Source organism: Collinsella sp. AF20-14LB (assembly GCF_003459505.1).
Lineage (GTDB): Bacteria > Actinomycetota > Coriobacteriia > Coriobacteriales > Coriobacteriaceae > Collinsella.
Genome location: NZ_QRWD01000005.1, coordinates 82,782 through 109,548 on the forward strand (window position 1 = coordinate 82,782; position 26,767 = coordinate 109,548).

A 26,767-nucleotide genomic window follows, 5' to 3' on the forward strand; every position below is an offset into this window, starting at 1 on the left:
TCGAAGGCGCGCCGTTCATGTTCGGGACAATATGACTTTTTACCCGTTGCAGACAGAGCCGCCGTGGGTGTTCTGTATGATGGCTCAGACAAGGTTGTTCAATGATAGGGAGGCATATATGGCAATCAAAGCCATCGCAATGGATATCGACGGTACACTCACCAACGACCAAAAGGTCATCAGCCCGCGTACGTGCGAGAAGCTGCTCGCTGCGCAGGAGTCGGGCATTAAGCTCATCTTGGCTTCGGGTCGTCCTGCATGGGGGCTGCACGCCTTGGCGCAGGAGCTCGACCTTCAAAACCATGATGGTCTGCTAGTTGCCTTTAATGGCGCGCACGTGGTCGACGCTCAGACCGATGAGGTCCTATTTGATCAGGCCATGCCGGCTGACGAACTGCACCGTCTGATTGATCATCTGCGCAATTTTGACGTGATTCCTATGATTTCGCTCGGACGCGACCTGCATGTTGAGGATTCGTACCGCTGCATGATTACGCTGCCGGACGGCTCGCAGAAGAATATCGTCAAATACGAGCGCGATGCCTGCGATCTTAAGATCCGCGAGGTCGAGAGCTTGCATGAGGTCGTGGATACTTATCCCGTGGACAAGCTGCTGACGGCGGGCGATCCGACCTACCTGCAGGCGCATTACGAGGAAATGTATGCGCCCTTTACCCAGACGCTGTCGGGCATGTTTACGGCCGACTGGTACTTTGAGTACACGGCGCCCGGTATCGACAAGGCCCGCGCACTCGAGGGTGCCCTGTCTAAGCTCGGCATCGATGCCAGTGAGGTCGTATCGTTTGGCGACGGCCAGAACGACAAGTCCATGATTGAGTGGGCCGGCACCGGTGTTGCCATGGGCAACGCGGTTGACGAGGTTAAGGCCGTGGCCCAGATGGTGACCGCCAATAACAATGAAGACGGTATTGCGGTGGCGCTGGATAAGCTGCTGGGTTAGAATCGCCGATAATGCATGGTTCGGGCGCCTGCTTACAGGCGCCCTTTTGTTAGGGAGGGTGCCGTGTCCGCATTTCCGTTCGACGCCGTTATCTTTGACATGGACGGCGTCATCGTCGATACCGAGTATTACTACCTGGGGGAGACTGCCGCGTTTGCCAAGGAGCTTGGGTTGAATCTGACTCAAGAGGAGTTGAATGGACAGGTCGGTACCTCGCATCAGTTCTTCCTGCATATGCTGGTCGATTGGCTTGAGCGCGCCGGTAAAGGGCGCTTCACTGGCGAGGAAGCGTTGGCCCGTTGGGACGAGTGGGCGCATAAGCGTCCGCGCGACTATCAGGCTTTGATTAACCCGGGCGCTGTGGATACGATTCGAGAGTTGCCGCGCCGCGGCGTTCGCGTGGCGTTGGCGAGTTCGTCTCCCATGGACAGCATCGAGGAAGTACTCGATGCATGTGGTCTGTCGGATGCCTTTGAGTACGTGGTGAGCGGCGAACAGTTTAAGGAGAGCAAGCCCGAGCCCGATATCTACCTGCATGCGCTGGACCTGCTGGGGCTGCCCGCGAATCGCTGCTGCTGCGTTGAGGATTCCGTTCCGGGCATTACCGCGGGTAAGCGAGCCGGCCTGACGGTCATTGCCAAGCGCGAGGAGCGCTTTGGCTTTAGCCAGGATGCCGCGGACAAGATTATCGACCAGCTGCCGGAGCTGCTCACGCTTTCTTAGGAGCGCGGTAGTTGCGCGTTTTTCGGGTCTGATGAGTAAATAGCCGACATTTTGGTGCGACACCTAGCATACTTTAAGCTAATGCGGGCTTAAGGACTTGTTGAATGCCCCTAAGCCCGTTTTAGACTTAATTGTGCTTGGAGAGGGTATATGCCACCGACTGAAGGGCTAACTGACGGTAAAGCAGCGATACCGCTGTACCAACAGGTTATCGATATCATCAAAAACGAAATCAACTCCGGTGCCTACAAGGCAGGCGCGCGGATACCCAACGAATTCGAATTGGCTGAGAGCTATAAAGTTGGCCGCGTTACCGTGCGACGCGCTATTGAGGAGCTCGTCCAACAGGGCTATCTAACGAAGCGACAAGGGAAAGGCACGTTTGTCAATGCCCCCAAGCTCAAACGCAAGATTCGCCAGAAGGATGACGTCCAGAGTTTTTCGGACGCATGCCGCGTAAACGGAATGGAACCGGGGGCGCGTGTCATTTCGAGAAAGATACTGCCGGCGGATTCCACCGAAGCACAGTTCTTTGGTGTTCCCGTTGGAACTGACTTGATCTGCGTTGAGCGCGTGCGTACTGCCGATGGCGTCCCTGTCATGCTCGAGAACAACATATATGTTTACGAGGACAACGCCTATCTATCAACGGCACCTCTATCTAACCAATCCATTTTTGAGTTCGTGCGCAACCGGACGGGCCGCACGCCCGCGTTTACCGACCCATGCACGCTTGAGATCGCGTGCGCGTCGCCCGAGGTCGCTCGGTTGTTGGCAGTTCCCGTTGGCGAACCCTTGTTTTATATGGAAGCCTTCTTTTTCGATGAGCAGCGGCGGCCGTTTATCATCGGTCGTCAGCGGATCGTTGGGTCTCGCTACGTTTTTGACATCTAGGACATTGCGTATGGAAACGCCCGGTGAATCATCTCACCGGGCGTTTTCATACCGTTCACGGCGCAAACGCAACCGTTCAACCGCGTTGCGGCAATCAGTTTGAAATTATCTTGATGACGAGAAAAGCTGCTGGTAATCTATAGAACGTCATAGAACGTTTGCCTTGTGCAAACGTTGAGGCGAGATGCGATGCAGTCTCGAGTTCTTTGGAGGTATCTATGTCAGATACGAAGGCGAAGAAGACAAACAGACGTTTTAAGTTCAAATTACCGCATGTCTATACGATCATGTTCTTGCTGATCGTTGTCTTTGCGGTCTTGACTTGGATCGTTCCCTCTGGTCAGTATCAGCGCAAGATGATTTCGACAGCGGCGGGCGAGCGTGAAGTCGCCGTTGCTGGAACCTATGAACAGGTCGATAAGAACTACACCGATTCCGAGACCGGCGAGACCATCAATCTGGGTCAGGATATCTTCGCGGTCCTGCAAGCGCCCACTAAGGGCATCCAGGAGGCTGCCGACGTCGTTGCGTTCGTCTTATTGATTGGCGGGTCGTTCGCAATCATCACCAAGACCAACGCTTTGAATGCCGGCATGAGCCGTGTGATTAAAAAGCTCAAGAACAAGGACATCCTCATCATTCCCATCACGATGACGTTGCTGTCCATTTGCGGCACCACGTTTGGTATGTCTGAGGAAGCCCTGCCGTTCTATGCCATCTTCATTCCCATCATGATGGGTATCGGTTATGACTCGATGACGGCATTCATCATCTGCTTCCTTGGTCCTAACCTGGGATATTGTGCTTCGACCATCGACCCGTTTAATGTTTTGATCGCCCAGGGCATCATTGGCATCGAGGGCAATCCGCAACTGTGGCTGCGCGCCGTTTCTTGGGTCATCTTCACTGCCGCCGGTATCGCATGGGCTATGCGCTACGCCATGCGCGTCAAGAAAAACCCCGAGTCGTCCATTACGTACGAGGACGATAAGCTCAAGCGTATCGAGTTTTCCGTGACCGATGTCTCCATCGAGGAAGAGTTCACTACCCGTCAGAAGCTCGTGCTTATCGATTTTGCTTGCGGTATGGGCATTATCGTCTGGGGTCTTGTTACCCAGGGTTGGTACATGAATGAGATTTCCGCCGTGTTCCTTGGCATGGGCTTGCTTGCCGGTATCCTGGGCGGTCTTGACCAGCAGACGATTGCTGAGGAGTTCGTTAAAGGTCTCGCCGACTTTGCGTACGCCGCCATCGTTATCGGTATTGCTCGCGGTATTCTGGTCATCGCCGAGGGCGGCATGATCATCGACACCATCCTCCAGGCGCTCGCTACTGCGCTCGCCGGTGCACCCGCCGCCGTCTACACCACGTTTATGTATATCGTCCTTGGCCTGCTCTCTTTGCTGGTTCCCTCGAGTTCTGGCCTGGCGGCACTCACCATGCCCGTTATGGGCCCCCTGACCGAGCTCATGGGCCTCAATCCCGAGGCGGCCGTTACCGCGCTCCAGTTTGCCAACCAGACCATCAACACCATCAGTCCCGTGGCAGGCATGACGGTTGCCGGCCTTGGCGTGGCTAAAATTTCGTTTGGCCAATGGTGGAAGACCATTTGGAAGTTCTTCATCTTCATGGTCGTGTTTGGCTTGGTCATTACTGCCATTTCTGGCATGCTTCCGGCGTAGGTGATTATAATGTCCGATCGTTTGACGGTCCTGACGTCTAAGAGTGTCTTTACCGGTACGGGGGACCTGCCGTTTGAAGGTTTCGTAGCGGTCCGTGACAATCGAATTGAGGCGGTTGGCACCAAGTGTGAGGTAGCTTCGTATTTGACCCAGGCGGACGAGGTGGTTGACCTGGGCGACCGCACCGTCATGCCTGGCCTGATCGATGTGCATACCTTCTATACAGGTTGGGCGCTGCGGACGTTGGGGTCTGGTCTGTCCGGCATCGCCGATGCCAAAGAGGCCGTGTCGCTCTTGCGTGCATGGAAAGAAGATCATCCGGATTGCGCGGCGGCTTTTGGCCACAACCTGCCCGAAACGTTGGCATCGGATGCCGAGAACGCAAATACGGCAGCTGTGTTTGACGATTGTTTTGGCGATATCCCTGTCGTCTGCTTTACACCGGGTGCGGAGACCTGCGTTCTCAATGCTGCCGCCAGTGCGCGATACGGCTTCACACCCCAGGCGTGCTATGCCGAGAAGATCTGGCGCATGATGAGCGATTTCCTCGCGCTGCCCGAGGTACGTGCGGGGTATTCGGACTACATGGGCATGCTTAACGAGCGCGGCGTTACCGCCATCAAGGAGATGGCGTTTGATGACTACTACGGTTTTGCCGACGAAATGGCTCGCCGTGAGGAATCTGGTGAGCTGACGGTTCGCGTCTCTATGATGTCGCAGCCGGTGGGTGCCGGTGCAAATCTGTCATATGCTCGCGAGGCACGAGAGCGCTTCCGGGGTCCGTTCGTTCGTTTTTCTGGCTTCAACCGTATGACCGATCGCGGCGTATGGGCGGGGCTTGCCGAGATGATTGACCCCTATGAGGACACGGCCGATGCGGGCGCTGCCGGCAAGACGGTTGTCGAGGAGCCCGAGTGGGATCTGATTGAGAACGAGCTGCGCGCAATTGATGCTGACGGCTTCCGATATTCCTTGCATTGCCAGGGCGATGGCGCCGTTCGTCGCACCGTGGCGCTCTATGCCTCGCTGCCTCGAGACGAGCATGGACGGTTGCTTCGCCGCCATGCGATTACCGATCTCGAGAACTCTGATCCGACCGATCTTGTCGAGTTTGGCAAGTTAGGTGGAATTTGCGAGGTCTATCCGCAGATTTTGACGCTGGACCGGCGCGAGGATTGCCTGTCGATGATGCGTCGACAAATTGGCGAGACGCGACTTTTGCACAGCTGGAATCGCCGCGGCATGGAAGATTCCGGATGCACGGTGTGCTGTGGTACGGATTTGCCGCTGCTGATTCCGAGCCTGGGCGAGTCAATCTACAGCGCGTGCGGCGGATACTTCGACGATGGACTGCCCGTGAATGAGGCCAACGCGCTGACACTTGTCGAGCTCTTGCGCGCTTGGACTGCCGGGGGCGCGTACGATCTGATGCGCGAAGACGAACTGGGTACGCTCGAGGTCGGCAAGCTTGCCGATATCTGCGTGCTCGATCGGGATGTGTTCGACCTCGATTATCGCGACGCACGCGATCTTTCGGTTGATATGACGATGTCGGACGGACAAATCGTGTTCGATCGAAATAAGGAGGCATAAGATGTCTGAATCCAAACCGACGCTGCGCCGCGAACAGATTGCGGGCATGAATATCCACTACATCATGTGGTCGCTCGATTACTTCCTTGATGTGCAGCAGCGTTTGGGCTTTGAGTCCATTGAGCTGTGGTGTGCAGAGCCGCATGTGACACTCGACCATACGGGCTACTTTGAGGCTGAGGTCCTGGCGAAAAAGGCTGCAGACCGTGGGCTTAGGTATCGTACTCTGTGCCCCGAGAATGTTGTCTATCCTTGGCAGTACTGCGCACGCAAACCGCTGCATGAACAGCGCAGCCTGGCGTACTTTAAGCACGGCATTGAGCTTGCCGAGGTACTTGGGTGCGACCGTATGTCCGTCAACTCGGGCTGGGGCGACTGGGACGAGGACCGCGAGGACGCCTGGAAGCGCAGCCGCGAGCACTTGTCCATTCTGGCGGAGTATGCCGGCGAGCACGGTCTGGTGCTTACGATGGAAAGCCTGCGTCCCGAGGAGAGCAACCTTGTGACGACGGTTTCCGATGCGAAGCGCATGATTGACGAGGTCGCGAGCCCGTACTTACAGCCCATGGTTGATACAACCGCGATGGGCGTTGCGGGCGAGACGCTCGAGGACTGGTTTGCCGCCTTTGGTGATGGGGCAATTCACGAGATGCACTTTATCGACGGCGACCCGTATGGCCATCTGGTGTGGGGCGATGGCAAGCACGATATGGACGCCTTCGTCGCCACACTCAACGCCCATGGTTTCGACGGCATGCTGGGCCAGGAAATCACGGACGGCCGTTACTACGATGACCCGGCGGCGGCAGATGCCAAGAACATGGCCGCATTCGAGAAATATCTGATTGACTAAAACAACTATCGGCCACGCAGCCAACGTCATTGATTGCGGACTAAACAAGAAAGGAACTGGATATGAACGCACACGATCTGATCAAAGAGGCAATTGCCGAGAAGGGCAAGTTCGACAGCGTCTACTGGATTGCTTGCGGTGGCTCCATGATCGATTTGATCCCGGCTCATGAGCTTCTGCAGCGCGAGGCAACCACCTTCACTTCGTATATCTATACGGCTCGCGAGTTTGATATCATGCGTCCGCGCCGCTTGGGTGAGAAATCCCTGGTCATTGCCTGCAGCCACAGTGGCAACACCCCCGAGGTCGTCGAGGGCTGTGAGATCGCCCTTGCCGCCGGCGCTACGGTGATCGCCCAGACCGACAACGCTGGATCCAAGATTGACTCTGGCAAGTGGACCACGTGGGTCTACCCGTGGGGCGAGGGTGTGCCGCAGGCCGAGGTCCCCGCTGGCATTTCGCTGTCGCTTGCGGCAGAGCTGCTCGATCAGCAGGAGGGCTACGTCGATCTTGCCGATATGTATGCCGGTATCGCCGAGATGGATAAGATTCTTCCCCCGGCACGCGAGAAGGTAAATGCCGAGCTGGGCGATCGTTTTGCCAAGCTTTGCCAGGAGCATGAGTTCTTCTATATTCTGGGCAGCGGTCCCAACTTTAGCCAGACCTACGGTTTCGCTATCTGCTCTCTTATGGAGATGCAGTGGCAGCACTGCAGCTACATCCACTCTGCCGAGTACTTCCATGGCCCCTTCGAGGCTACTCAGGATGGCGTTTTTTACTTCCTGCAGATGGGCTCCAGCGAGTGCCGTGCTATGGACGAGCGCGCCCTGGCGTTCCTTAAGACGCATACCGATACGCTGATGGTGCTCGATGCCAAGGAGTACGGTATGGAAGCCGTGCCGGCGAGCGTCCGTGCCTATCTGGACTCGGTGCTGTTCTACGCCATGAACTGCGAGCTGCGTGCCGCACGCGGCAAGGTGTTTGACCATGATCCCGATTTCCGTCGCTACATGGGCGTCGTCGAGTACTAGAAGGGTAAATACCATGGCATTTAACGTTAACGCGCTCGGATTTGGCGACAACGTCGTCGACCGCTACGAGCATATCCACACCATGTATCCTGGCGGCAACGCGGTGAACTTCGCCGTTTATGCCAAGAAATGCGGTGCCGCACGCTCCGCATACATGGGCATTTTTGGCAATGACGCCGCTGCCGAGCATGTCATTGCAAGCCTCGAGGATGAGGGTATCGAACTTGACAAGTGCGAGCAGATGATTGGCGAGAACGGAGCGGCTCGCGTGACCGTCGTTGACGGTGACCGTGTCTTCCTCGGCTCCAACGAGGGCGGTATCCGTGGCGATGCGCGCTATGTCCTCGATCGCTTTGACCTTTCGTACATGAAGCAGTTCGATGTGGTTCATTCGGGCAACTATTGTTTTACCGAGCGCGAGCTGCCCAAGTTGAAGGCTGCGGGCGTCACGGTCTCTTTTGACTTTTCGGACGACTCCACCGACGAGTACTACGAGCAGATTGCGCCCTACGTCGATTTTGCTTTCTTTAGTGCGGCGGATGCCGCGAGTGAGGACGAGATTCGCGAGCGTCTGGCATGGGTGAAGGGCCTGGGTCCGCGTTTTGTGTCGGCTACGGCGGGCGCCGAGGGCTGCATTGCTTACGACGGCGAGCGTTATTACCGCCAGCTGGCTAAACCGGTAACGGACATGAAGGACACCATGGGGGCGGGCGACTCGTTCCTCACCTCGTTTTTGATGTGCTATCTCGATTCCGCCAAGCGTGGTGAGGATGGCGCCGAGGCCATCGAGCGCGCGCTCGATTTTGCTGCCGGGTTTGCCTCGACCGTGTGCGGCATGGAAGGTTCTTGGGGTCACGGAGCACCAATCGTCGAATAGCTTAAGAAAGCGTACGGCGGTCTGGCTATGAGGCCTTGGATAGCCGATGCAAAACAATAAGCGAAACGCGAAAAGGGGGCTCGTTATGTGGTGGGTCCCCTTTTGAACATTGGAGAAGAGTATGGGTATTAAAGCGTGTGCGGCTGGTTTTTGCTGCGCGGACGTCTATCAAAACATCGGCGTGTTCTATCCGACTGGCAACGGCATTGACTGGGGTATCCATCTTGCACGAATGGGCGTTTCGGTATCCGCCGTGTCGGTTGTCGGCAAGGACGAGTACGGAGACAAGATGAGGGAGGCGCTGGCCGCTGAGGGGTTCGATATCTCACACCTGCGGGTGGAGGATGGCGACACTTCGGTGATGCTCATGGCATTGAAAGACGGCGTCGATCGTGTGCATCTCGAGGCAATCGATGGCGTAATGGAGACATATCGACCGAATGAAGACGACCGGGCGTTTATCCTAGAGCATGACATCATCCATACCGACCTGTTTGGCAATTGTTTGGACCTCCTGCCCGAGTGGCATGATGCGGGCAAGACGGTGGTTATGGACTTCTCGGTGTTCAGCCAGGATCCCGAATATGCCTGCGAGAATCATTTTCCCTACGTTGACTACGCATTTATGTCGTTTGAAGATGACACTCCGGAGCTACGAGACTGGGTACGTCACGCGCAGGAATTGGGGCCGCGCGTTGCGGTTGCCACGCTTGGCGAGAAGGGAAGCATTGCCTATGACGGTGAGCGCTTCTATGAGTGCGGGATCGTGCCGGCGGAGAAGGTCGTTAATACCGTGGGTGCCGGCGACTCGTATATCGCCGGGTTTACCAAGGGCGTGATCGATGGCCTTGATATTCCGGCGTGTATGAAGGCGGGCGCTGAGCTGTCGTCCCGAGTGATTGGTTCTTTTGAGCCGTACTAGGGTCAAATGCCTGGAAAGGAGTACGAAATGGTTATCGACATGTTGGTCCATCCTATGCTCTACGGTGAGATCTGTACGCCGGGTGATGAGCCTGATGGATTCGGTTTTTGGTCACGAGAATTTGGTATGGGGCATATGGGCCCCATGGATTGGGATGAGCTTCAAGTCGAGATGGACGTCTGTGATGTGCAGAAGAGCGTGCTCATGCCGCTCGATGTAACCACGGCATGCGGAGGGCACTTTGGCACCAATGACCAGATTGCCATGCTGGTTGCCGCACATCCCGATCGTCTGTGGGGATTTGCGAGCGTAGACCCGCAGGTGAGCGGTGCCGCAGACGAATTGGAGCGCGCCTTTACCGAGTTGGGGGCAAAGGGGCTTTGCCTGCATCCTGCAAAGCAGGGTTTTGCCCCCGATGATGCTGTGGCCGAGCCGCTTTACGAACTGTGCGAGCGCTATAACAAGCCGGTGGTTTTCCATGCCGGTATGTCTTGGGAGCCGGGCGCAGAGCTCTCGCGCAGTAACCCGCTTGCATTTGAGCACACAATCGCAACGCATCCAAATGTGCGTTTTAGTTTGACCCATTTTGGCTGGCCCTGGGTGCGCGAGACCGTGGCGATGCTGCTCAAGTATCCCAACTGCTACGCGGACACCTCTATCACTTACATCGATTCGCCCGAGGAGATGATGCAGCGTCTTTTCACGGTCGATATGGGGCCGCTGTGGTATGAGCGCGCGCTATCGCACCAAGTGATGTTCGCCAGCAATACGCCGCGCTTCCGTGCATTCAAACTCAAGCGGGCGCTCGATACCGTGCCCATGCGCGATGATGCGCGAGAAAGGCTCTACTGGGGTAATGCCCTGCGTTTTCTTGAAGGGGATGAGTGAACATGGTGACGCTCGAGACATTGAGCTATCTATCGACTGCTCCGGACCAGTTCATCGATATTACCGAGGACGTGCACGCTGCCATCGAGCGCAGCTCGGTGACCAATGGCTTGGCGGCGATTATTTTGTCGCATACGACCTGCGGAATCGTGGTAAACGAGGGGCTGCCCTGCGTGGAGACGGATCTTATGGAGACGCTTGATCGCATCGCTCCACTCGATGCCCCCTATGCGCATGCACACTTCCTGCCGAGCTATGGAGCCACCGGTAACAACTCCTGTGGGCATATCAAGAGCATGATTAGTGGAAACAGTTGCTTCTTTCCCGTCCAAGATGGCCACATCGTGTGCGGAGGTGCCCAGAACATCTATCTTGCGGAGTTTGACGGTCCGCAGAAGCGAAAGGTGTACGTCGAGGTGCTGGGGGAGTAACGTCCCTGCAATGACCCTATGAAGGAGCACGTAATGTCGTTTCTAACCTCGATGTTCAAGACCGAAAAGCCGGTTATCGGAATGCTGCACCTGCGTCCTCTGCCGGGCGATCCACTGTATTACCCGGGCGGAAGCGTGTCGCAGGTCGTGGAAGCCGCCAAGCGCGATCTCGAAGCGTTGCAGCAGGGCGGTGTCGATGGCATTTTGATTACCAATGAGCTCTCGATGCCCTATGAGCAGCACGTTTCTCCCTCAACCCTTGCATCGATGGGCTATGTAATCGGGGCTCTATCCCATGATCTGTCGACTCCTTGGGGAGCTGAAGCTATTTACGATGGTGATGCCACAATCGAGCTGTGCGCTGCCGTCGACGCGCAGTTCACGCGCTGCAATTTTTGCGGTGCCTGGGCCGGTGATCTCGGGCTGATTAACCGAGATTTCGCTCACACCATGCGTCGCAAGGCGGCGCTGCGCCTGGACGACCTCAAGCTTTTTCACTTCATCACGAGCGAGGGGGAGGTTTATCTCAACGACCGCACGACTGCGGACATTGCCGATTCACTTCTCTTTAATTGCCTACCGGATGCGATGGTCATCGGCGGTTCGGCTGCCGGTCGTGGCGCTTCGGGCGAGCTTGCCGATGAGGTCCGCGAGCGTGTTGGCGAAGTGCCCGTGGTATGTGGCACCGGTTGTCGCGAAAATACCGTGGCTGACGTATTTGCTCACTACGATGGCGCGTTTGTCGGCACGTGCTTAAAGCGCGACGGAAAGCTGGATGCCCCGGTTGATGTTGAGCGGGTAGCTCGTTTTATGGCTGCCGCTCGTACGGCGCGAGGGGAGTAGGCACCTATGGCGCTCTATCTGGGTATTGATATTGGGACAAGCGCCTCTAAAGGCGTTTTAATCGATGATCGATGCAACATCGTTTGCCAAGCCTCTTGTGGACACGAGACGGACAACCCGTGTGACGGATGGTACCAGCATGATGCGGAGGCAGTTTGGTGGGGCGATTTTTGCCGCCTGTCGCGCGAGCTGGTGGCGCGATCGGGGGTTAACGCGGCACAGATTGGATGCGTGGGCCTTTCCGCATTGGGTTGCGACTGTGTGCCGGTCGATACCGAGTGCAACGCGCTGGCGCCCGCGATTTTGTATGGAGTCGATGCACGTTCGAAGCCGCAGATTGACGAGCTTCTTTCCGAATATGGGTCAGATCGCGCGCGCGAGCTTTTCGGGCACGATCCCTGTTCGTCAGATATTGCTCCTAAGATCTTGTGGTTTAAGGAGAATATGCCCGAGGTGCACGAACGTGCCGCGAAGTTCCTGACGGCGTCATCGTTTCTGTGCGCAAAGTTGACGGGGCGTTTTACGGTGGACCGTTATTTGGCGGAGGATTTTCTTCCCCTATATGACCGCTACACTTGGAAGGTTGATGCTCGGGAATGTGCTCGTTTCTGCCGGCCTGACCAGATGACGGAGGTAATGTCGGCTACCGATATTGCCGGGGTGATTACGCAGCGTGCGGCTGAGGCGACGGGGCTCGCGGCAGGGACACCTGTCTTAGTGGGAACGGGCGACTCTGGTGCCGAGGCCATTTCGACGGGTGTATTCCGTCCCGGCGATATGATGGTTCAGTTGGGGAGTACGGCGTATTTCATCTACCTAGCTGATCATATGATCGATGATGCCCGTCTGTGGCCAGGGACGTTTATCATTCCCGGAACTTACGGGATCTGCGCGGGGACCAATACGGCGGGTGCGCTCACATCGTGGCTGCGCCAAGAGCTGTATCGCGACGCCGTAGAGGCCGAGGGCCACGGTGGCCCCGATGCATATTCGGTTATGGCGCATGATGCCGCCGACGTGGCGCCGGGTGCCGATGGGCTCCTGTGTCTGCCGTACTTTGCGGGGGAGCGTACTCCGCTCAACGATCCCGAGGCGCGTGGCGTCTTCTTTGGCTTGACCGGAAGGCATACGCGAGCCCATATGGTTCGCGCCGCCTTGGAAGGCGTCGCGTATACCGTTGCATCCCATGCCGACATTATCGAGCGGGAGCATGGACTGCTAATTGGGCGCATTATGCTTGTCGGAGGTGGAACCAAGAATCCAGTTTGGATGCAAGCTATCGCCGACGTATGCGGGCGCGAGGTCTCGGTTGCCAAGGTTACGGTGGGCGCATGCTTCGGTGATGCCATCATGGCAGCTCTCGCAGGTGGCGCCTATGCATCATGGGATGAACTCGCCCGAGTCCTTGGCGTTGCGCAAACAATCGTGCCCGATATGGCTGCCCACGAGTTATATGCGTCGCGTCGTCATATCTTTGACGAATTGTATGCACGCAACCGTGATCTCATGCACGAATTGGTGTAATGCCGCCGAACTGTACCGCCTTCCAATAGGGACTGCGTTGTGCGATTCGCATGTCCCTTGGCATTTTTGCCCACAGGGGTTAGCGAAGGTCAAAAACAGAGTGCGCATTTGCTAAAACTGTTGACTCGATGCGCTTTATGTCACAGTTTTTGAGTGAGGCGATGCGCATCGAGGCTCTTGTGAGCGATTTGATGAGCGACTGCGCGCTTGTTTCCGTGTTTGGCTCGGCCGGCGCATCAGTCTCGAGTAGTAGACGGTCGAGTGGAATCTGTCGGGCGTATTCGCGCCCACGTTTGGTGACGAGCATGCGCTCGCTGACGGAAAAATAGCAGCCTGCATCGCGCGCGCGGACGAGTTCGTCCGAGGTGCCGCTAAACCAGTGGAAGATGATAACGGGGGAGTCGGAGTTTGGGATGAGTAGTCCATGCGATTCGAGGACGTCCAGTACGGTTCCTGCCGAACGAACGGCGTGAATTGATATCACGCGCCCGGCAAGAGGATGCTGCACAAGTGCATCGCAGAGCCGGTCAAGTGCCTGTATTTGTAACGGCTCGCTTCCAGCAAAGCGTGCGGAAAAGTCGAGCCCGATCTCGCCGATAAAACGCTCTTGTGCAGCGACTTCGCAAAGCAGGTCTATTTCGGTAGCGCTGCATCGACCGTCGGCGAGCCACCAGGGATGGAGCCCTACGCCCGCGATGATGTACGGGTAGTGACTGGCGCGTGTTTTTGCTGCCGCGAAGTCGCGTGGGTCGACGCCGCAGTCAAATAGACCCAGGCCCAGTGCCGTCGTCTCATCGGCAACGGTATCCGGGTAGGCCATCAAATCAAGATGACAGTGTGCATCAAACAGCTGCGGCGCCATCGCGGCATCCCTGCTAGTCCAAGCGCTGGCCGTCGGCGCGCACGCGCTCGGTGCCGCGCCCGCTGATCTGGCGGATAACCTCGCCGGCAATCATCTGGCCCATGATGGGCGGCATGAAGCTCGCGGTTCCCAGCTCGGTACGCTCGTGGATGTTGGAAGGGTCGCGGGGTTGAGTCTTAACCGACTCCTCGCAGCTAAACAGTACGTGCAGGCTCTTGATGCCACGCTTTTTGCATTCTTTGCGCATAATGCGGCTCATGGGGTCACGTACCGTATCGAAGATGTCGGCAAAGCGGAGGCACTCGGGATGGAGCTTGTTGGCCCCGCCCATGGAACTAACCAAACGAATGCCGTGGTCCTGAGCATATTTGGTAATGGTGAGCTTGGCCGAAATGGTGTCGATGGCGTCGACGACGTAGTCGAGCTTGCCGTCCGTCTGCTCCAAAACGCTCGCGAAGAAATCATCGATGTTGTCGCTCAGCAAGTATTCAGTTCGCTTGATGACGGTGGCGGCGGGATTGATGTCGTGGATCATGGCTTCCATCACGTCAACCTTGCGCTTGCCGACGGTGCTGTGAAAGGCGATGGCCTGGCGATTGATGTTGCTGGGCGCGATGATGTCCTTGTCCAGGATCACGAAATGGCCGATGCCGCCGCGGGCGAGTGCCTCGCAGCAGTTGGAGCCCACGCCGCCGCAGCCGAGCACCAGCACCGTGGCATCGGCGAGCTTGTCGAGTGCCTCGCGGCCCATGATGATCTCGAGCTTGGCATCGCGCGTCTCGTTGGGAGTTGCGGCTGTGGTTTCGGTCATAGACATCCTCCGATGGGGAAGCGAATCGTGTTTTAGCTATCGCCATTATAGGTATTATCGCGATTCCATTTGAGCCCTAGGGGCTTGTTGAAATGAGGCAGTGATTCGCATAAGATGAAGCAGATGGCACCCGTTGCAGCGGGTTGGCCAACTCCCAAACACGTTTGTAGCGTGAGAAGTGGCCGTCTTCGCATTACGCGGGGGCGGCTATTTCATTCGACCTCCAATGTGGATGCCGAGCTCCACAGCCGCGATTACAAGCAACAACAACGTCAGGACATCGTTAATACTCATAGTCCATCTCCTTCTTGGGAAGAGGGAGCTGGCCCATCTGCTTCTGGACCCATTGTATCTAAAAACGAACGAATGTTCTATACATAACATTGCTATTAGATAATTAGACAAACATCTAAATATCGAGTATAGTGTGCACGTCGCGAGAGATAGCGAGAGGAGGTTCTATGCCGGGAGAAGGTTTTAAGGCGCTGGCGGATCCAACGCGGCGGCGCATTTTAGAACTGCTGCGCGAGGGCAATTGCACGGCCGGGGAGCTTGCCGAGCATTTTGACATTAGCAAGCCGTCGCTCAGCCATCATTTGGCGACGCTCAAAAACGCCGGGTTGGTGACCGACGAGCGCCATGGCCAAAACATCGTTTACAGCTTAAACACCACCGTCATGCAGGACTTGATTGGCTGGTTTATGGGCCTTACAGACACTGAAGGTGATGAGGATGAATAACGAAAACAAGGGCATTCACGCCACGGGGGTATCGTCGCGCGTGTGGATTGCACTGGTCGCTCTGTGCGTTGCCAATGTCGCAGCGCATCTGATAGTGATGCCGAGCCCGCCGGCGCAGATTCCCACGCACTGGGGCGCGAATGGCGCCGTCGACGGTTGGGGCCCTAGCTGGATGGCCTCCGCGCTCGGCGTGTTGCCTCTGGCACTTCTCGCGATGTTCTACGTCGTGCCACGCATTGACCCCAAGGGCGAGGCGTATCGGACCTCGGGTAAGTTCTATCAGGGCTTCGTAATCGCCTTCACGCTGCTCATGTGTGCCATAAGCTGGCTGGGGGAGCTAACGGTGTGGGGCATCGTGCCGGTGGTAGGAACGGTCAATTTGCTGGTATCAGGCGCTATCGGCTTGCTCTTTATTGGTATGGGCAACTACTTACCGCGCGTAAAGCAGAACTACACGCTCGGTATCAAGACGCCCTGGGCGCTTGCCGATCCCGAGAACTGGCGCCGTACGCAGCGTTTTGGCGGTGCCTGCTTTATGGTGCTGGGCGTTGGCCTGATTGTGATGGGCGTGGCGGGTAGCGTGCTTTCGAGTGAAGTCGTCGCCGCGGTGATTGCGGTTCTGGCGTTTGGTTCAGCTGGAGCTGCCTACGTCTATTCGTATCTGCTGTGGCGCAAATCGCAGCGAGCCGCTCGTTAAGGTTGCGGAAAACTAGCGTACGCAGTTCATAGTATGTTCCGGGGGATTTTTCCCAGGTAGTATTAGGGGGTGTGGGCAACCATGCCCCTTTTTCGTTTAGTTTCAGAGCTGGTTTCCTCATTTCGTTTCCACTAAAGCGAATCAAGAATAGGGAAACAGAAGGTAGAAAGGATAAAACAGGCAAATGGCGGAGTTTATCTACCAGATGTATCAGGCTCGCAAGGCCCATGGCGACAAGGTAATCCTTGACGACGTGACCCTGAGCTTCTACCCCGGTGCCAAGATCGGCGTCGTGGGCCCCAACGGTATGGGCAAGTCGACCCTGCTCAAGATTATGGCCGGCATCGAGGAAGTCTCCAACGGCGATGCCAGACTTACCCCCGGCTACACCGTGGGTATCCTGCAGCAGGAGCCGCCGCTCGACGACAACAAGACCGTCATCGAGAACGTGCGCATGGCATTTGGCGACATGATCGCCAAAGTCGATCGCTTCAACAAGATTGGCGAGGAGATGTGCGACCCGGATTGCGACATGGACGCCCTCATGGCCGAGATGGGCAAGCTCCAGGACGAGATCGACGCCGCCGATGGCTGGGATATCGATTCCAAGCTCGGCCAGGCCATGGACGCCCTGCAGCTACCCGATTCCGACATGCCGGTCAATGTGCTTTCCGGTGGCGAGCGCCGTCGCGTGGCCCTGTGCAAGCTGCTGCTCGAGGCTCCCGACCTGCTGCTGCTCGACGAGCCCACCAACCACCTGGACGCCGAGTCGATCCTGTGGCTCGAGCACTTCCTGCACAACTACCAGGGCGCGGTGCTTGCCGTCACGCACGATCGCTACTTCCTGGATAACGTTGCCGAGTGGATCTGCGAGGTCGACCGCGGTCACCTTTATCCCTACAAGGGCAACTACTCCACGTATCTGGAGACCAAGGCCGCCCGTATCGAGGCGCAGGGCAACCGCGACGCCAAGCTCGCCAAGCGCATGGAGGCCGAGCTCGAGTGGGTACGCAGCTCGCCCAAGGCTCGCCAGGCCAAGAACAAGGCTCGTCTGGCTCGCTACGAGGAGATGGAGGCCGAGGCCCGCGCAAGCCAGAAGCTCGACTGGACCGATATCCGCATTCCCGTTGGACCGCGTTTGGGTAACAAGGTGCTCGAGGCCCATCACCTGCACAAGGAATTCGACGGTCGCGTGCTCATCGACGACCTTTCGTTCACCCTGCCGCGCAACGGCATCGTGGGCGTCATCGGCCCCAACGGTGTCGGTAAGACCACGCTGTTCAAGACCATCGTGGGCCTGGAGCCGCTGACTTCGGGCGAGCTCGAGGTGGGCGAGACCGTCAAGATCTCCTATGTCGATCAGAACCGTTCTGGCATCGACCCCGATAAGAACCTGTGGGAGGTCGTCTCGGACGGCCTGGACCACATGATGGTCGGCGAGACCGAGGTTCCGAGCCGTGCTTATGTGGCGAGCTTTGGCTTTAAGGGCCAGGACCAGCAGAAGCGCGCTGGCGTACTCTCCGGTGGCGAGCGCAACCGTCTGAACCTGGCGCTCACGCTCAAGCAGGGCGGCAACCTGCTGCTCCTCGACGAGCCCACGAACGATCTCGACGTCGAGACGCTGTCCTCACTCGAGGCGGCGCTGCTCGAGTTCCCGGGCTGCTCGGTGGTTATTAGCCACGACCGTATGTTCCTGGACCGCGTCGCCACGCACATTCTGGCGTGGGAGGGCACCGACGAGAATCCGGGCAACTGGTATTGGTTCGAGGGCAACTTCGAGGCCTATCAGGCCAACCGCATCGAGCGCCTGGGCGAGGACGCAGCCCAGCCGCATCGTATTCACCGCAAGCTGACGCGTGACTAGGTTTGTTACGCGGTTTTACCAAACCGCGTAACGAGATGATGCTGCGCGAGCCGCAAGCACCCCATCTTGTCGTTCAAACCGTCGCTCGCGTACCAAAGTACGCGTCGCTCCTCTTTCACGGCAACCTGGGGCACTTGCGGCTCGCTCGCTGTTGGTTACGATGCATCGACAAATGAGCAATTTAAACGAATGAGCAAAAACGGCTCAAATCCTGATTTGGATTTGAGCCGTTTGTCGTTACTGCTCGGGTTCTTCGACTTTATCGATGGTCCAGGCGGCTCCGAGACCGCCGGCGGTGTTGCGGCGGATGCGCACGGCAACCTCGCGGCGCTCGCCGGCCTGCGTGTAGTGCAGGGGGAAGCTTGCGCGGTTTCGCGCGGCCTCGATGGTACCGCGCTCGCGGGCGATCCAGTAGTACTCGCCGACGATGCCGAGCGTGTCGGCGCCGTAGGGGAGATAGGTCGACAGCTGGTGCAAAAGCGGGCCGGGGCAGAAGACCTCGGTTGTGAAATCGACGGGGAAGTCCTCGGGGATGGCGGGCGCTGCGGGTGCGGGGGCCGGTGCTGCAGCGGGGACCGGAGCCGGTGCGGGAATCTGGTCATAGACAGGTTCGGATGCGGACTCGATGACGGGTGCAGACTCAGGCGCCGGTTCCGGCTTAACTGCGGAATCTGTCGGTTCCACGGAGACGGATGTGTCTTCAGTCTCGGTTTTGGCATCGGCTTGCGGGGCGTCCTCTGCCTCGACAGGCAGCTTTGCTTCGACCGGCGTGGATGCCATGGTGGTGATGCCGGCGTTGGCGTTCTCGGGGTCATAGACAACCGTGAGCGAGATGGCGGGCTGCGGCGTCTCGGGCTCCGGCGCCGACTCGGTAGCGCCTTGATCGGCGGGCTCGTCGGACTGATCGTCTTCGGCCTCGTTGCCAAAGACATCGCTGTTTTGGAACGCAGACGTCTCGGGTTGGTTAGCGGCTTCTTCGGTTGTCGACTTGGGGGCCTCGTTGAGCTCCACAGCGGCTTCCTGCTCTGACATGACTTCGGGATCGGTCATGGCGGCGATTTCGGTTTCGGCTTCTGCTGCTACCTCAATAGCGACTTCGATCTCTGTCTCGGGCTCGGGCTCCGGAGCGACTTCGGCCACGGGCTCGGGACGCTTAACGTGCTTGGGGCGTACAGCCTTGAGGTCTTTCTCGCCGCGCTTTTTCTTTTTGTAGGACTGCTTGGCACCCTTGGCAGCCTTGGGCTTGTCCTCGCCCTTGGCAAGTGCGGCATCCCAGGCCTCGTTGGCGATGACGGTGGCATACAGGCGACCGCCCTTAAAGACGGTCAGCTTAATGCAGTCGTCAAGCTCTTCGAGCAGCTCGCGCGTGGATTCGAAGCCCAGGTCATAAGCGGTCATGTCGCCAGCGGTGAGCGCCTCCTCGACCTGTGTCATAAACGTTTGCTTGCCACACCCAATCGCATCGCGCAGCAGGCGATACAGATAGATGTGGTTGCCCAGCGATAGCGTGGGCCTAACTATTGTCTTGCTCATGGCAAATCTCCTCTTTACACATGTAAAGCATCTTACCATCGCATGGCACTCGCCATGGCGGCGCCCAAGGCAAACGGGCGCGAACCGCTGTCGGTCCGCGCCCGTTGTACAGGTTGCCTATCTGGGGATGCAGTGCCTAGTTGCCCGATGTCGTGCCTTGGCTTGAACTGTCAGATGCCGTGCCGGACGCGGTTCCGCTCGAGCTGTTGGTGTTGCTGTTGTCGGTAGATCCCGTACTCGGTGTATTGCCATTCGCCTGGTCGCCCGTGCTCGGTTGAGAGCCGTCAGTCGTTTGGCTTGAGTCAGTCGTGCCGGATTGCGTGCCGCTGTTGTTCGCAGAGGAATCGACGCCCTGCGATTGGTTTTGGGTGTTCGAGGACGAATTGGCAGAGGTAGAACTGTCTTGCGTATCGTCCGTCTGTGCCTGCTGATCCTGCGACTGGGTGTTGCCATTTGCATCGCTCTCGGTCGTGCGCGACGACAGGATTGGCTCGGGACGCTCGCCCAGACCCTCACCGGCAGTGGTGATAAGGATGGCGCCGGCGCAGGCGATGACCGCGACGATGGCGATAGCGATCGAGAAGACGATGACCTTCTTTTGCGTCTGGCTGCGCTCAGCCGCCGCCTTGGCGCGCAGGCTGTTGGGAGCGACGCGCGCCGTGGTCGCGCGTCCCGCAACCTGGCGCATCTCCTGCGTGGTTGCGGCGCCACCTAGGTGCTCCTCGACATTGGGCTCAACGGGCTCGTAGGCGCCGGTAGGGTAGTCGACAGCGGCATGCGTGCCCTTGATTGCTTCGGCGCTGGCGGAGATAAAGTGGCGATAGACCTGCGAGGACACAACAGTGATGACTGAGCTCACAGCGGCACCAATCACCGAGCCGGCAATGCCGATCTTTGAAGCAAGCGCGACGCTCGTTGCGGCAGCAGCGGCGCCGGCGACGATCTGGGGAATGGAAATGTCGTCGAACAGGCCCTTTTTGGGCGCGATGGCCATGGTCTGTCCGATGGAATGGTTCTCGTGCACGCCGTTGTTGAGCGATGCCGGCGTCATGACGCGCGTGCGCGGCGCGTCGGTGTACTTGGTTGTCATACGGGGTCCTCCCGGTGTAAATCTACTTCGTTTCGTGTAGCCATCAGGGTACCCACCAGATGTGAATCGTACGTGACATTTAACAGATACCATCAACTCATCAATAGCTCACCAAGTTGGTGGGATGCGGTTACACCCGGCGGTTGAACTACAATAGGGCTTGCTAATTGTTGTGAATGGCGTCTACGCACGGGAGCATTCTTATGAATCTTCACCTTTCTCAGTCTGACGGCTTTCTGCGGGTCGCGGCGGCGTCGCCGCGGATTCGCGTGGCCGATGTCGAGGGCAATGCCGAGGTTGCGCTGGGGGCTGTTCGGGAGGCTGCCGAGCGCGGCGTTCGCGCGTTGGTGTTGCCCGAGCTTAATCTGTGCGGCTATACCGCGGCTGATCTGTTCCATAACCGCACATTACTGCATGCCTGCGAGACCGCACTGGCACATATTCTCGATGAAACTCGCGAGCTGCCGATTGTCTTTACCATCGGTCTTCCCGTTGCAGTTGCCGAGAATATCTACAACTGCGCCGCCGTGTGCTGCGCGGGCGAGCTTTTGGGCCTCACGGTCAAGAAGTATCTGCCCAACTATGGCGAGTTCTACGAGCGCCGCTGGTTTGCCCCGGCGCCTGCCGATCCCGTGTGGGTTGAATTTGCCGGTCAGGGTCCGGTGCCGCTTGGCTCGGGGCTTGTCTACCGCTGCTGTGATGAGGGCGCCGAGGACCTGGTGCTGGGCGTTGAGGTCTGTGAGGACCTGTGGGTGCCGGCGCCCCCTTCGACCGAGATGGCGCTTGCCGGTGCGACGGTGATTCTCAACCCGTCGGCTTCTGACGAAATCATCGGTAAGGCAGATTACCGCCGCAGCCTTATCTCTAACCAAAGCGCGCGCCTGTACTGTGCCTATGCCTACGCGGATGCGAGTGAGGGCGAGTCCACGACCGACATGGTCTTTGCGGGCGAGAACCTCGTCTACGAAAACGGCTCGAAGCTCGCCGCGACCAAACTGCTTACCTGCGATATGGCCATCGTCGACGTTGACCTTGACCGTCTGGTTGCCGAGCGCCGTCGCTCGACGACGTGGACGCGCGCGGACGATGCGCCGGAGGCCACGACCGTTGAGTTTTCGTTTGAGGGCGTGTTGGCCGAAGAGCCTGTCCTGCGCGATGCACTCGGCATCGACCGTGTCTTCCCCCGCGCACCCTTTGTTCCGGCCGACCATGGTGACCTGGCCGAGCGTTGCGAGACCATCCTCGACCTGCAGACCGCGGGCCTCAAGACCCGTCTTGCCCATACGGGTACCAAGGCGGCTGTCATCGGTCTTTCAGGCGGTCTGGACTCCACGCTGGCGCTGCTTGTGACCGTGCGTGCCTTCGATGCGCTGGGGCTGCCGCGCACGGGTATCACGGCGGTTTCCATGCCTGGCTTTGGCACGACGCATCGCACTAAGTCGAATGCCGAGTCGCTCGCTCGCGACCTGGGCGTGAGCTTCCGCGAGGTTTCGATCCACGCGGCTGTGGAGCAGCACTTCAAGGACATTGAGCACGATCCGACCGTGCAGGACGTGACCTACGAGAACAGCCAGGCCCGCGAGCGTACGCAGATTCTGATGGATCTGGCCAACCAGGCTGGCGGTTTTGTCATCGGCACGGGCGACCTGTCGGAGTTGGCACTCGGCTGGGCTACCTATAACGGCGACCACATGAGCATGTACGCCGTCAACGCGAGCGTGCCCAAGACACTCGTGCGTCACTTGGTGCGTTATGCGGCTGATGTCTTTGGCGGGCGTATTGCCGAGGTTTTGCTCGATATCCTCGACACGCCGGTGTCCCCCGAGCTTCTGCCGCCCACGGGCGACGGCGAGATTGCGCAGAAGACTGAGGATTTGGTGGGCCCGTACGAGTTGCACGACTACTTCCTCTACTACTTGCTGCGTTTTGGCTTTGAGCCCGGCAAGATCTACCGCATGGCGCTCAAGAGCTTCGAGGGCGCCTACGACGCCAAGACCGTCCACACGTGGCTGCGTACGTTCTATCGTCGCTTCTTTGCCCAGCAGTTTAAGCGCAGCTGCCTGCCCGATGGTCCCAAGGTGGGCTCGGTGACGCTCAGCCCGCGCGGCGATTGGCGTATGCCGAGTGACGCCAGCTCGCATCTGTGGCTTGCGCAGATCGACGCGCTCAATCCAATTGACTAAGGTTGGCTAAATTGAACCAATACGGGGTTTGCAAGCGTTACACTTTTGCAATCTGATGGCCCGTATCGCGCGGCGCTCTTGTCGGAGCGCCGCGTTTTTTATATCGAAAGGTGGCACCATGCAGGCATCGCAGCGTCTCGACCGCTTTGGCGCGGAGGTCTTCGCCTCGCTCAACAACAAGCTGCTCGCGCTGAAGGCTCAGGGTAAGACCATTTACAACATGAGCGTGGGAACGCCCGACTTTAAGCCGTACGACCACGTGGTCGAGGCACTTACGCAAGCAGCCCAAGATCCCGAGATGTGGAAGTATGCCCTGCGCGACCTGCCCGAGCTCAAGCAAGCCGTATGCGATTACTACGAGCGTCGCTTTGGCGTTTCGGGCATTACGCCGTCCATGGTGCAGTCGTGCAACGGCACGCAGGAGGGCGTGGGCCATTTGGGCTTGGCCCTGCTCGATCCGGGTGACACCATTCTGGTTCCCGATCCGTGTTATCCGGTCTTTGAGGCGGGTGCCAAGATCGCCGATGCCAAGCTCGAGTACTATCCGTTGGTCGCCGAGCATAATTACCTGCCCTATGTGGCGGGTATCGATCCCGAGGTGGCCGATCGTGCCAAGTACATGATCGTGTCGCTGCCCGCCAACCCGGTGGGCTCGGTGGGCACGCCCGAGGTCTACGAGGAGATTATCGCCTTTGCCCGCGAGCACGATCTGTTGATTGTTCATGACAACGCATACTCCGACATCGTGTTCGACGGTGAGCCGGGTGGCAGCTTCTTGCAGTATCCCGGCGCGCTCGAGGTGGGCGTGGAGTTCTTCTCGCTCTCCAAGTCGTTTAACGTCACCGGTGCGCGCATCGGCTTTTTGGTCGGCCGTGAGGACGTGGTCTCTGCCTTTGCCAAGCTGCGCAGCCAGATCGACTTTGGCATGTTCTTCCCGATCCAGAAGGCTGCTATCGCCTGTCTGAACGGTCCGCGCGATGAGGTCGAGGCTCAGCGTCTGAAGTACCAGGAGCGCCGTGATGCCCTGTGCGACGGTCTTGAGGGTCTGGGCTGGGAGCGTCCCAACGCGCATGGCTCTATGTTCGTGTGGGCCAAGCTTCCCGGTGGTCGCACCGATTCCATGGCGTTTTGCGAGGAGCTTATGGAGAAGGCCGGCGTTGTGGTGACGCCGGGCGCGAGCTTTGGTCCTTCGGGCGAGGGACACGTGCGCATGGCGCTGGTCCTGCCGCCCGATCAGATCGCTCTGGCCGTCGAGGCTATTCGCGAGGCGGGTCTGTATTAAAAAGACATTTAGACGCGTCAATAGTTCGAAACCGATTTCGGGCAGTTATCTTACGAATTCTGCAAACAATTTCGGTAAACGGTCGATTTTTGGCTGCGAATAGGAGCATAATCAAAGTCCCGATTGGCTATATTGGGATTACGGCAAGCCGCTTGGGTCGTTCCCGGGCGGCTTGTTTGTGGAGAGAGATGGGAGAAAGTAATGGTTAACGAGAAGAAGGTCGCTATTGTCGGCTGTGGTTTCGTCGGTTCGTCTTCGGCGTTCGCGCTGATGCAGAGCGGTCTGTTCTCCGAGATGGTCCTCATCGACGTGGACAAGAACCGCGCCGAGGGTGAGGCCCTGGATATCGCGCACGGCATGACATTTGCCGAGCCGATGAAGATCTATGCCGGCGATTATTCCGATGTCGCCGACGCCGCTATGATCGTCGTCACCGCTGGCGCTGCCCAGAAGCCCGGCGAGACCCGCCTGGACTTGGTCAACAAGAACGTCAACATCTTCAAGTCCATTATTCCCGAGATTAAGAAGTCTGGCTTCGACGGCATTCTGCTCATCGTCTCCAACCCGGTCGATGTTCTGACCTATGCCGCCATCAAGATGTCCGGCCTGCCCGAGGGCCATGTCATCGGCTCCGGTACCGTGCTCGACACCGGTCGTCTGCAGCAGATGCTCGGCGCCCACGTCGAGGTCGATCCGCGCGACGTTCAGGCCTATGTCATGGGTGAGCACGGCGACTCCGAGTTCGTCGCTTGGTCCAGCGCTCAGGTTGCCGGCGTTCCACTGAACACCTTCTGCGAGCTTCACGGCCATCTGGAGCATGAGGCTGCCGAGAAGCGCATCGCCGAGGACGTCAAGAACTCCGCCTACACCATCATCGAGAAGAAGCACGCCACCTACTACGGTGTCGCCATGGCCGTTAAGCGCATCTGCACCGCCGTCATGCGCGATGAGCAGACCGTTCTGCCCGTCTCCTCGCTCATGGTGGGCGAGTACGGCCTGTCCGATCTTGCCATCTCCATGCCGACCGTCGTTGGCCGCGACGGCGTTGTCTGCCGCGTCCCCGTGCCGCTGAACGATGACGAGCAACATGAGCTCACCGTCTCCGCCAAGGCCCTCAAGGACATCATCGACAGCGTCGACTTCTCCTGCTAAATCAAGCTCGCTAGAGCGAAAAGCTACAATGAAGGCGTCTGGGTCCATGTGACCCGGGCGCCTTTTTGATGCATCGGGGACAGGTATGTTTGCATCAAATGAGGCGCAATCGGTGCAAAACCGACCTGTCCCCTTGCACTGTTGTTGATGGGAGCGCCATGTCGGATTCGCCTAATTTTTTGACCTATGCCCAGACGGTGTTTGACCCGTTTGAGGAACGGCCGTTCTGCGCGGTGGATAGCCTGGTCTTTGCGTGGTTGTCCTATTTGCGTTTGCCGGGTGATATGGCGGAGCTGACGAACTGGCAGGGCCTAGACGTACGCGAGCTGCTTCGTGCCGAGTGCTACCGGGACATGATTGGCGACCTGTGGGATCCAGAGGGGAGCAGGGCCTTGTTGGAGGCCGTGGCGGCAAGCCCTCGCTACCGTGGCGTACGCGTTTGCGGCTATCGTGCCGTGAGCGATGTGGTGGCGACAGAGCAGTTTGCAGCCATGGCGTTCCGGTTTCCGGCGGGGTTTAGTTATCTTTCCTTTCGGGGGACCGACAGTACGATTGTGGGCTGGAAAGAGGACTTTAACATGGCGTTCCGGTGTCCTGTGCCGGCCCAGGAATCCGCGGCGCGTTATGTGGACGAGGCGGCGGATGCGATTGACGGGCCGCTTTTGTGCGGAGGTCATTCCAAGGGTGGAAACCTTGCGGTGTACGGTGCGGCGATGTGCTCCGACGTCGCCCGTGAGCGAATCGAACGGGTGTATTCCCATGATGGTCCGGGCTTCGTCGAGGAGTTTCTGAACGGCAACTCCTTTGCCGATCTTTCCGGTCGAATCGACAAGACGCTACCTCGGTCGTCGATCTTTGGCATGATGTTCGAGACACAGGAGGACTATGCCATCGTTGAGAGCACCGAGTTCAGCCTGCTGCAGCACAATCCCTTTAACTGGGTGGTTGATGGCCGCGACTTCGTGTACTGTGAGCGCCTGTCCGCCGGTGCTCGATACGTTGATGGCTCCATTCGCGAGATGCTGCTTGCAGTGGGGCCTAGCGAGCGCGAGCGTTTTGTAGATGCGTTGTTCTCCGTGTTTGAGGCTACGGGTGCTGAGCGGTTTGCGGATATCGCTGGGAATCTGCGCGAGAGCCTGCCCGTGATGCTCCAGGCTGCGCAAGGTTTCGACAAGGATACACGACGCTTTGTCTCGCAGACCATCGTGGCAATCCTTAAATGCGCACTGCTGCCCAAACGACCCCAGTTCGACATGTCCGCTGCCGGTAAGAGTCTGGCAGAACAGCTCGAGGCTTGGCAGTCCGAGCTCCTGCGCTAACCATTGGTGCAA

General features: G+C 58.2%; 24 protein-coding genes. 20 read left to right on the forward strand and 4 right to left on the reverse strand.

Going from position 1 to position 26,767, the window contains the following annotated elements; translation table 11 throughout:
- Positions 1–118 precede the first annotated feature (118 nt).
- The 13 genes from DWX63_RS03820 (at position 119) to DWX63_RS03880 (ending at position 13,222) form a co-directional block, all read left to right on the forward strand.
- The gene (locus tag DWX63_RS03820; protein WP_199411081.1) at positions 119–961 is read left to right on the forward strand and encodes a Cof-type HAD-IIB family hydrolase; all 843 of its coding nucleotides are present in this window, start codon (positions 119–121) and stop codon (positions 959–961) included.
- A gap of 63 nt (positions 962–1,024) precedes the next feature.
- Positions 1,025–1,684, forward strand: coding sequence for an HAD family hydrolase (locus tag DWX63_RS03825; protein WP_370215648.1), 660 nt, complete (start codon positions 1,025–1,027; stop codon positions 1,682–1,684).
- 150 nt (positions 1,685–1,834) lie between these two features.
- Positions 1,835–2,578, forward strand: a complete 744-nt coding sequence (locus DWX63_RS03830; RefSeq protein WP_117786622.1) for a GntR family transcriptional regulator — start codon at positions 1,835–1,837, stop codon at positions 2,576–2,578.
- A gap of 218 nt (positions 2,579–2,796) precedes the next feature.
- Positions 2,797–4,260 (forward strand): YfcC family protein, encoded by a 1,464-nt coding sequence (locus DWX63_RS03835; RefSeq protein ID WP_117786623.1) that lies wholly within the window; start codon positions 2,797–2,799, stop codon positions 4,258–4,260.
- A 9-nt stretch (positions 4,261–4,269) separates the two neighbouring features.
- A complete protein-coding gene (locus DWX63_RS03840) occupies positions 4,270–5,853 on the forward strand; it encodes an amidohydrolase (RefSeq protein WP_117842865.1) in 1,584 nt (527 codons plus the stop codon).
- Between the two features lies 1 nt (position 5,854).
- Positions 5,855–6,706 carry a sugar phosphate isomerase/epimerase gene (locus tag DWX63_RS03845; RefSeq protein ID WP_117786625.1) on the forward strand — a complete coding sequence of 284 codons (852 nt, stop codon included), beginning with the start codon at positions 5,855–5,857 and terminating at the stop codon, positions 6,704–6,706.
- A gap of 62 nt (positions 6,707–6,768) precedes the next feature.
- Complete coding sequence (locus DWX63_RS03850) at positions 6,769–7,737, forward strand: SIS domain-containing protein (protein WP_117786626.1); 969 nt, start codon at positions 6,769–6,771, stop codon at positions 7,735–7,737.
- Positions 7,738–7,750: 13 nt separating this feature from the next.
- Complete coding sequence (locus DWX63_RS03855) at positions 7,751–8,614, forward strand: PfkB family carbohydrate kinase (RefSeq protein WP_035138847.1); 864 nt, start codon at positions 7,751–7,753, stop codon at positions 8,612–8,614.
- Between the two features lie 121 nt (positions 8,615–8,735).
- Positions 8,736–9,536: a fructoselysine 6-kinase gene (frlD, locus tag DWX63_RS03860; RefSeq protein WP_117637477.1), complete on the forward strand. Its 801-nt coding sequence runs from the start codon at positions 8,736–8,738 to the stop codon at positions 9,534–9,536.
- Positions 9,537–9,563: 27 nt separating this feature from the next.
- Positions 9,564–10,424 (forward strand): amidohydrolase family protein, encoded by an 861-nt coding sequence (locus DWX63_RS03865; protein WP_233508867.1) that lies wholly within the window; start codon positions 9,564–9,566, stop codon positions 10,422–10,424.
- 2 nt (positions 10,425–10,426) lie between these two features.
- Positions 10,427–10,855, forward strand: a complete 429-nt coding sequence (locus DWX63_RS03870; RefSeq protein ID WP_117786627.1) for a secondary thiamine-phosphate synthase enzyme YjbQ — start codon at positions 10,427–10,429, stop codon at positions 10,853–10,855.
- 33 nt (positions 10,856–10,888) lie between these two features.
- The gene (locus tag DWX63_RS03875; RefSeq protein WP_117786628.1) at positions 10,889–11,698 is read left to right on the forward strand and encodes a BtpA/SgcQ family protein; all 810 of its coding nucleotides are present in this window, start codon (positions 10,889–10,891) and stop codon (positions 11,696–11,698) included.
- A gap of 6 nt (positions 11,699–11,704) precedes the next feature.
- Positions 11,705–13,222, forward strand: a complete 1,518-nt coding sequence (locus tag DWX63_RS03880; RefSeq protein ID WP_117786629.1) for an FGGY-family carbohydrate kinase — start codon at positions 11,705–11,707, stop codon at positions 13,220–13,222.
- 79 nt (positions 13,223–13,301) lie between these two features.
- Here the strand turns inward: DWX63_RS03880 and DWX63_RS03885 are convergent, their stop codons facing one another.
- Together DWX63_RS03885 and DWX63_RS03890 are read right to left on the reverse strand one after the other, a co-directional pair.
- Entirely contained in the window at positions 13,302–14,084 is a 783-nt protein-coding gene (locus DWX63_RS03885) for a TatD family hydrolase (RefSeq protein ID WP_117786630.1), read from the reverse strand.
- A 13-nt stretch (positions 14,085–14,097) separates the two neighbouring features.
- On the reverse strand, positions 14,098–14,895 hold the full coding sequence (locus DWX63_RS03890) for a ThiF family adenylyltransferase (protein WP_117842867.1): 798 nt from the start codon (positions 14,893–14,895) through the stop codon (positions 14,098–14,100).
- A 461-nt stretch (positions 14,896–15,356) separates the two neighbouring features.
- Between DWX63_RS03890 and DWX63_RS03895 the strand changes: the two genes are divergently transcribed.
- The 3 genes from DWX63_RS03895 to ettA all read left to right on the forward strand — a co-directional run bounded on the left by DWX63_RS03895 (position 15,357) and on the right by ettA (position 18,196).
- A complete protein-coding gene (locus DWX63_RS03895) occupies positions 15,357–15,635 on the forward strand; it encodes an autorepressor SdpR family transcription factor (protein WP_117842868.1) in 279 nt (92 codons plus the stop codon).
- Positions 15,628–16,332: an SdpI family protein gene (locus DWX63_RS03900; RefSeq protein ID WP_117842869.1), complete on the forward strand. Its 705-nt coding sequence runs from the start codon at positions 15,628–15,630 to the stop codon at positions 16,330–16,332. The genes DWX63_RS03895 and DWX63_RS03900 overlap by 8 nt, the downstream gene beginning before the upstream one ends.
- Before the next feature lie 184 nt (positions 16,333–16,516).
- Entirely contained in the window at positions 16,517–18,196 is a 1,680-nt protein-coding gene (gene ettA, locus DWX63_RS03905; RefSeq protein WP_117842870.1) for an energy-dependent translational throttle protein EttA, read from the forward strand.
- Between the two features lie 237 nt (positions 18,197–18,433).
- Here ettA and DWX63_RS03910 read toward each other — a convergent pair whose 3' ends face one another.
- Positions 18,434–19,729 carry a hypothetical protein gene (locus DWX63_RS03910; RefSeq protein WP_117842871.1) on the reverse strand — a complete coding sequence of 432 codons (1,296 nt, stop codon included), beginning with the start codon at positions 19,727–19,729 and terminating at the stop codon, positions 18,434–18,436.
- A 136-nt stretch (positions 19,730–19,865) separates the two neighbouring features.
- Entirely contained in the window at positions 19,866–20,819 is a 954-nt protein-coding gene (locus DWX63_RS03915; protein ID WP_117842872.1) for a hypothetical protein, read from the reverse strand.
- A 203-nt stretch (positions 20,820–21,022) separates the two neighbouring features.
- On the opposite strand from DWX63_RS03915, the gene DWX63_RS03920 reads away from it, so the two are divergent.
- From DWX63_RS03920 to DWX63_RS03935, 4 genes are all read left to right on the forward strand, one after another.
- Entirely contained in the window at positions 21,023–23,002 is a 1,980-nt protein-coding gene (locus tag DWX63_RS03920) for an NAD(+) synthase (protein ID WP_233514458.1), read from the forward strand.
- A 118-nt stretch (positions 23,003–23,120) separates the two neighbouring features.
- Positions 23,121–24,284 carry a pyridoxal phosphate-dependent aminotransferase gene (locus DWX63_RS03925; RefSeq protein WP_117745888.1) on the forward strand — a complete coding sequence of 388 codons (1,164 nt, stop codon included), beginning with the start codon at positions 23,121–23,123 and terminating at the stop codon, positions 24,282–24,284.
- Between the two features lie 201 nt (positions 24,285–24,485).
- The gene (locus DWX63_RS03930; protein WP_117735270.1) at positions 24,486–25,436 is read left to right on the forward strand and encodes an L-lactate dehydrogenase; all 951 of its coding nucleotides are present in this window, start codon (positions 24,486–24,488) and stop codon (positions 25,434–25,436) included.
- Positions 25,437–25,594: 158 nt separating this feature from the next.
- Positions 25,595–26,755, forward strand: a complete 1,161-nt coding sequence (locus tag DWX63_RS03935; protein ID WP_117842874.1) for an Mbeg1-like protein — start codon at positions 25,595–25,597, stop codon at positions 26,753–26,755.
- Positions 26,756–26,767: the final 12 nt, after the last annotated feature.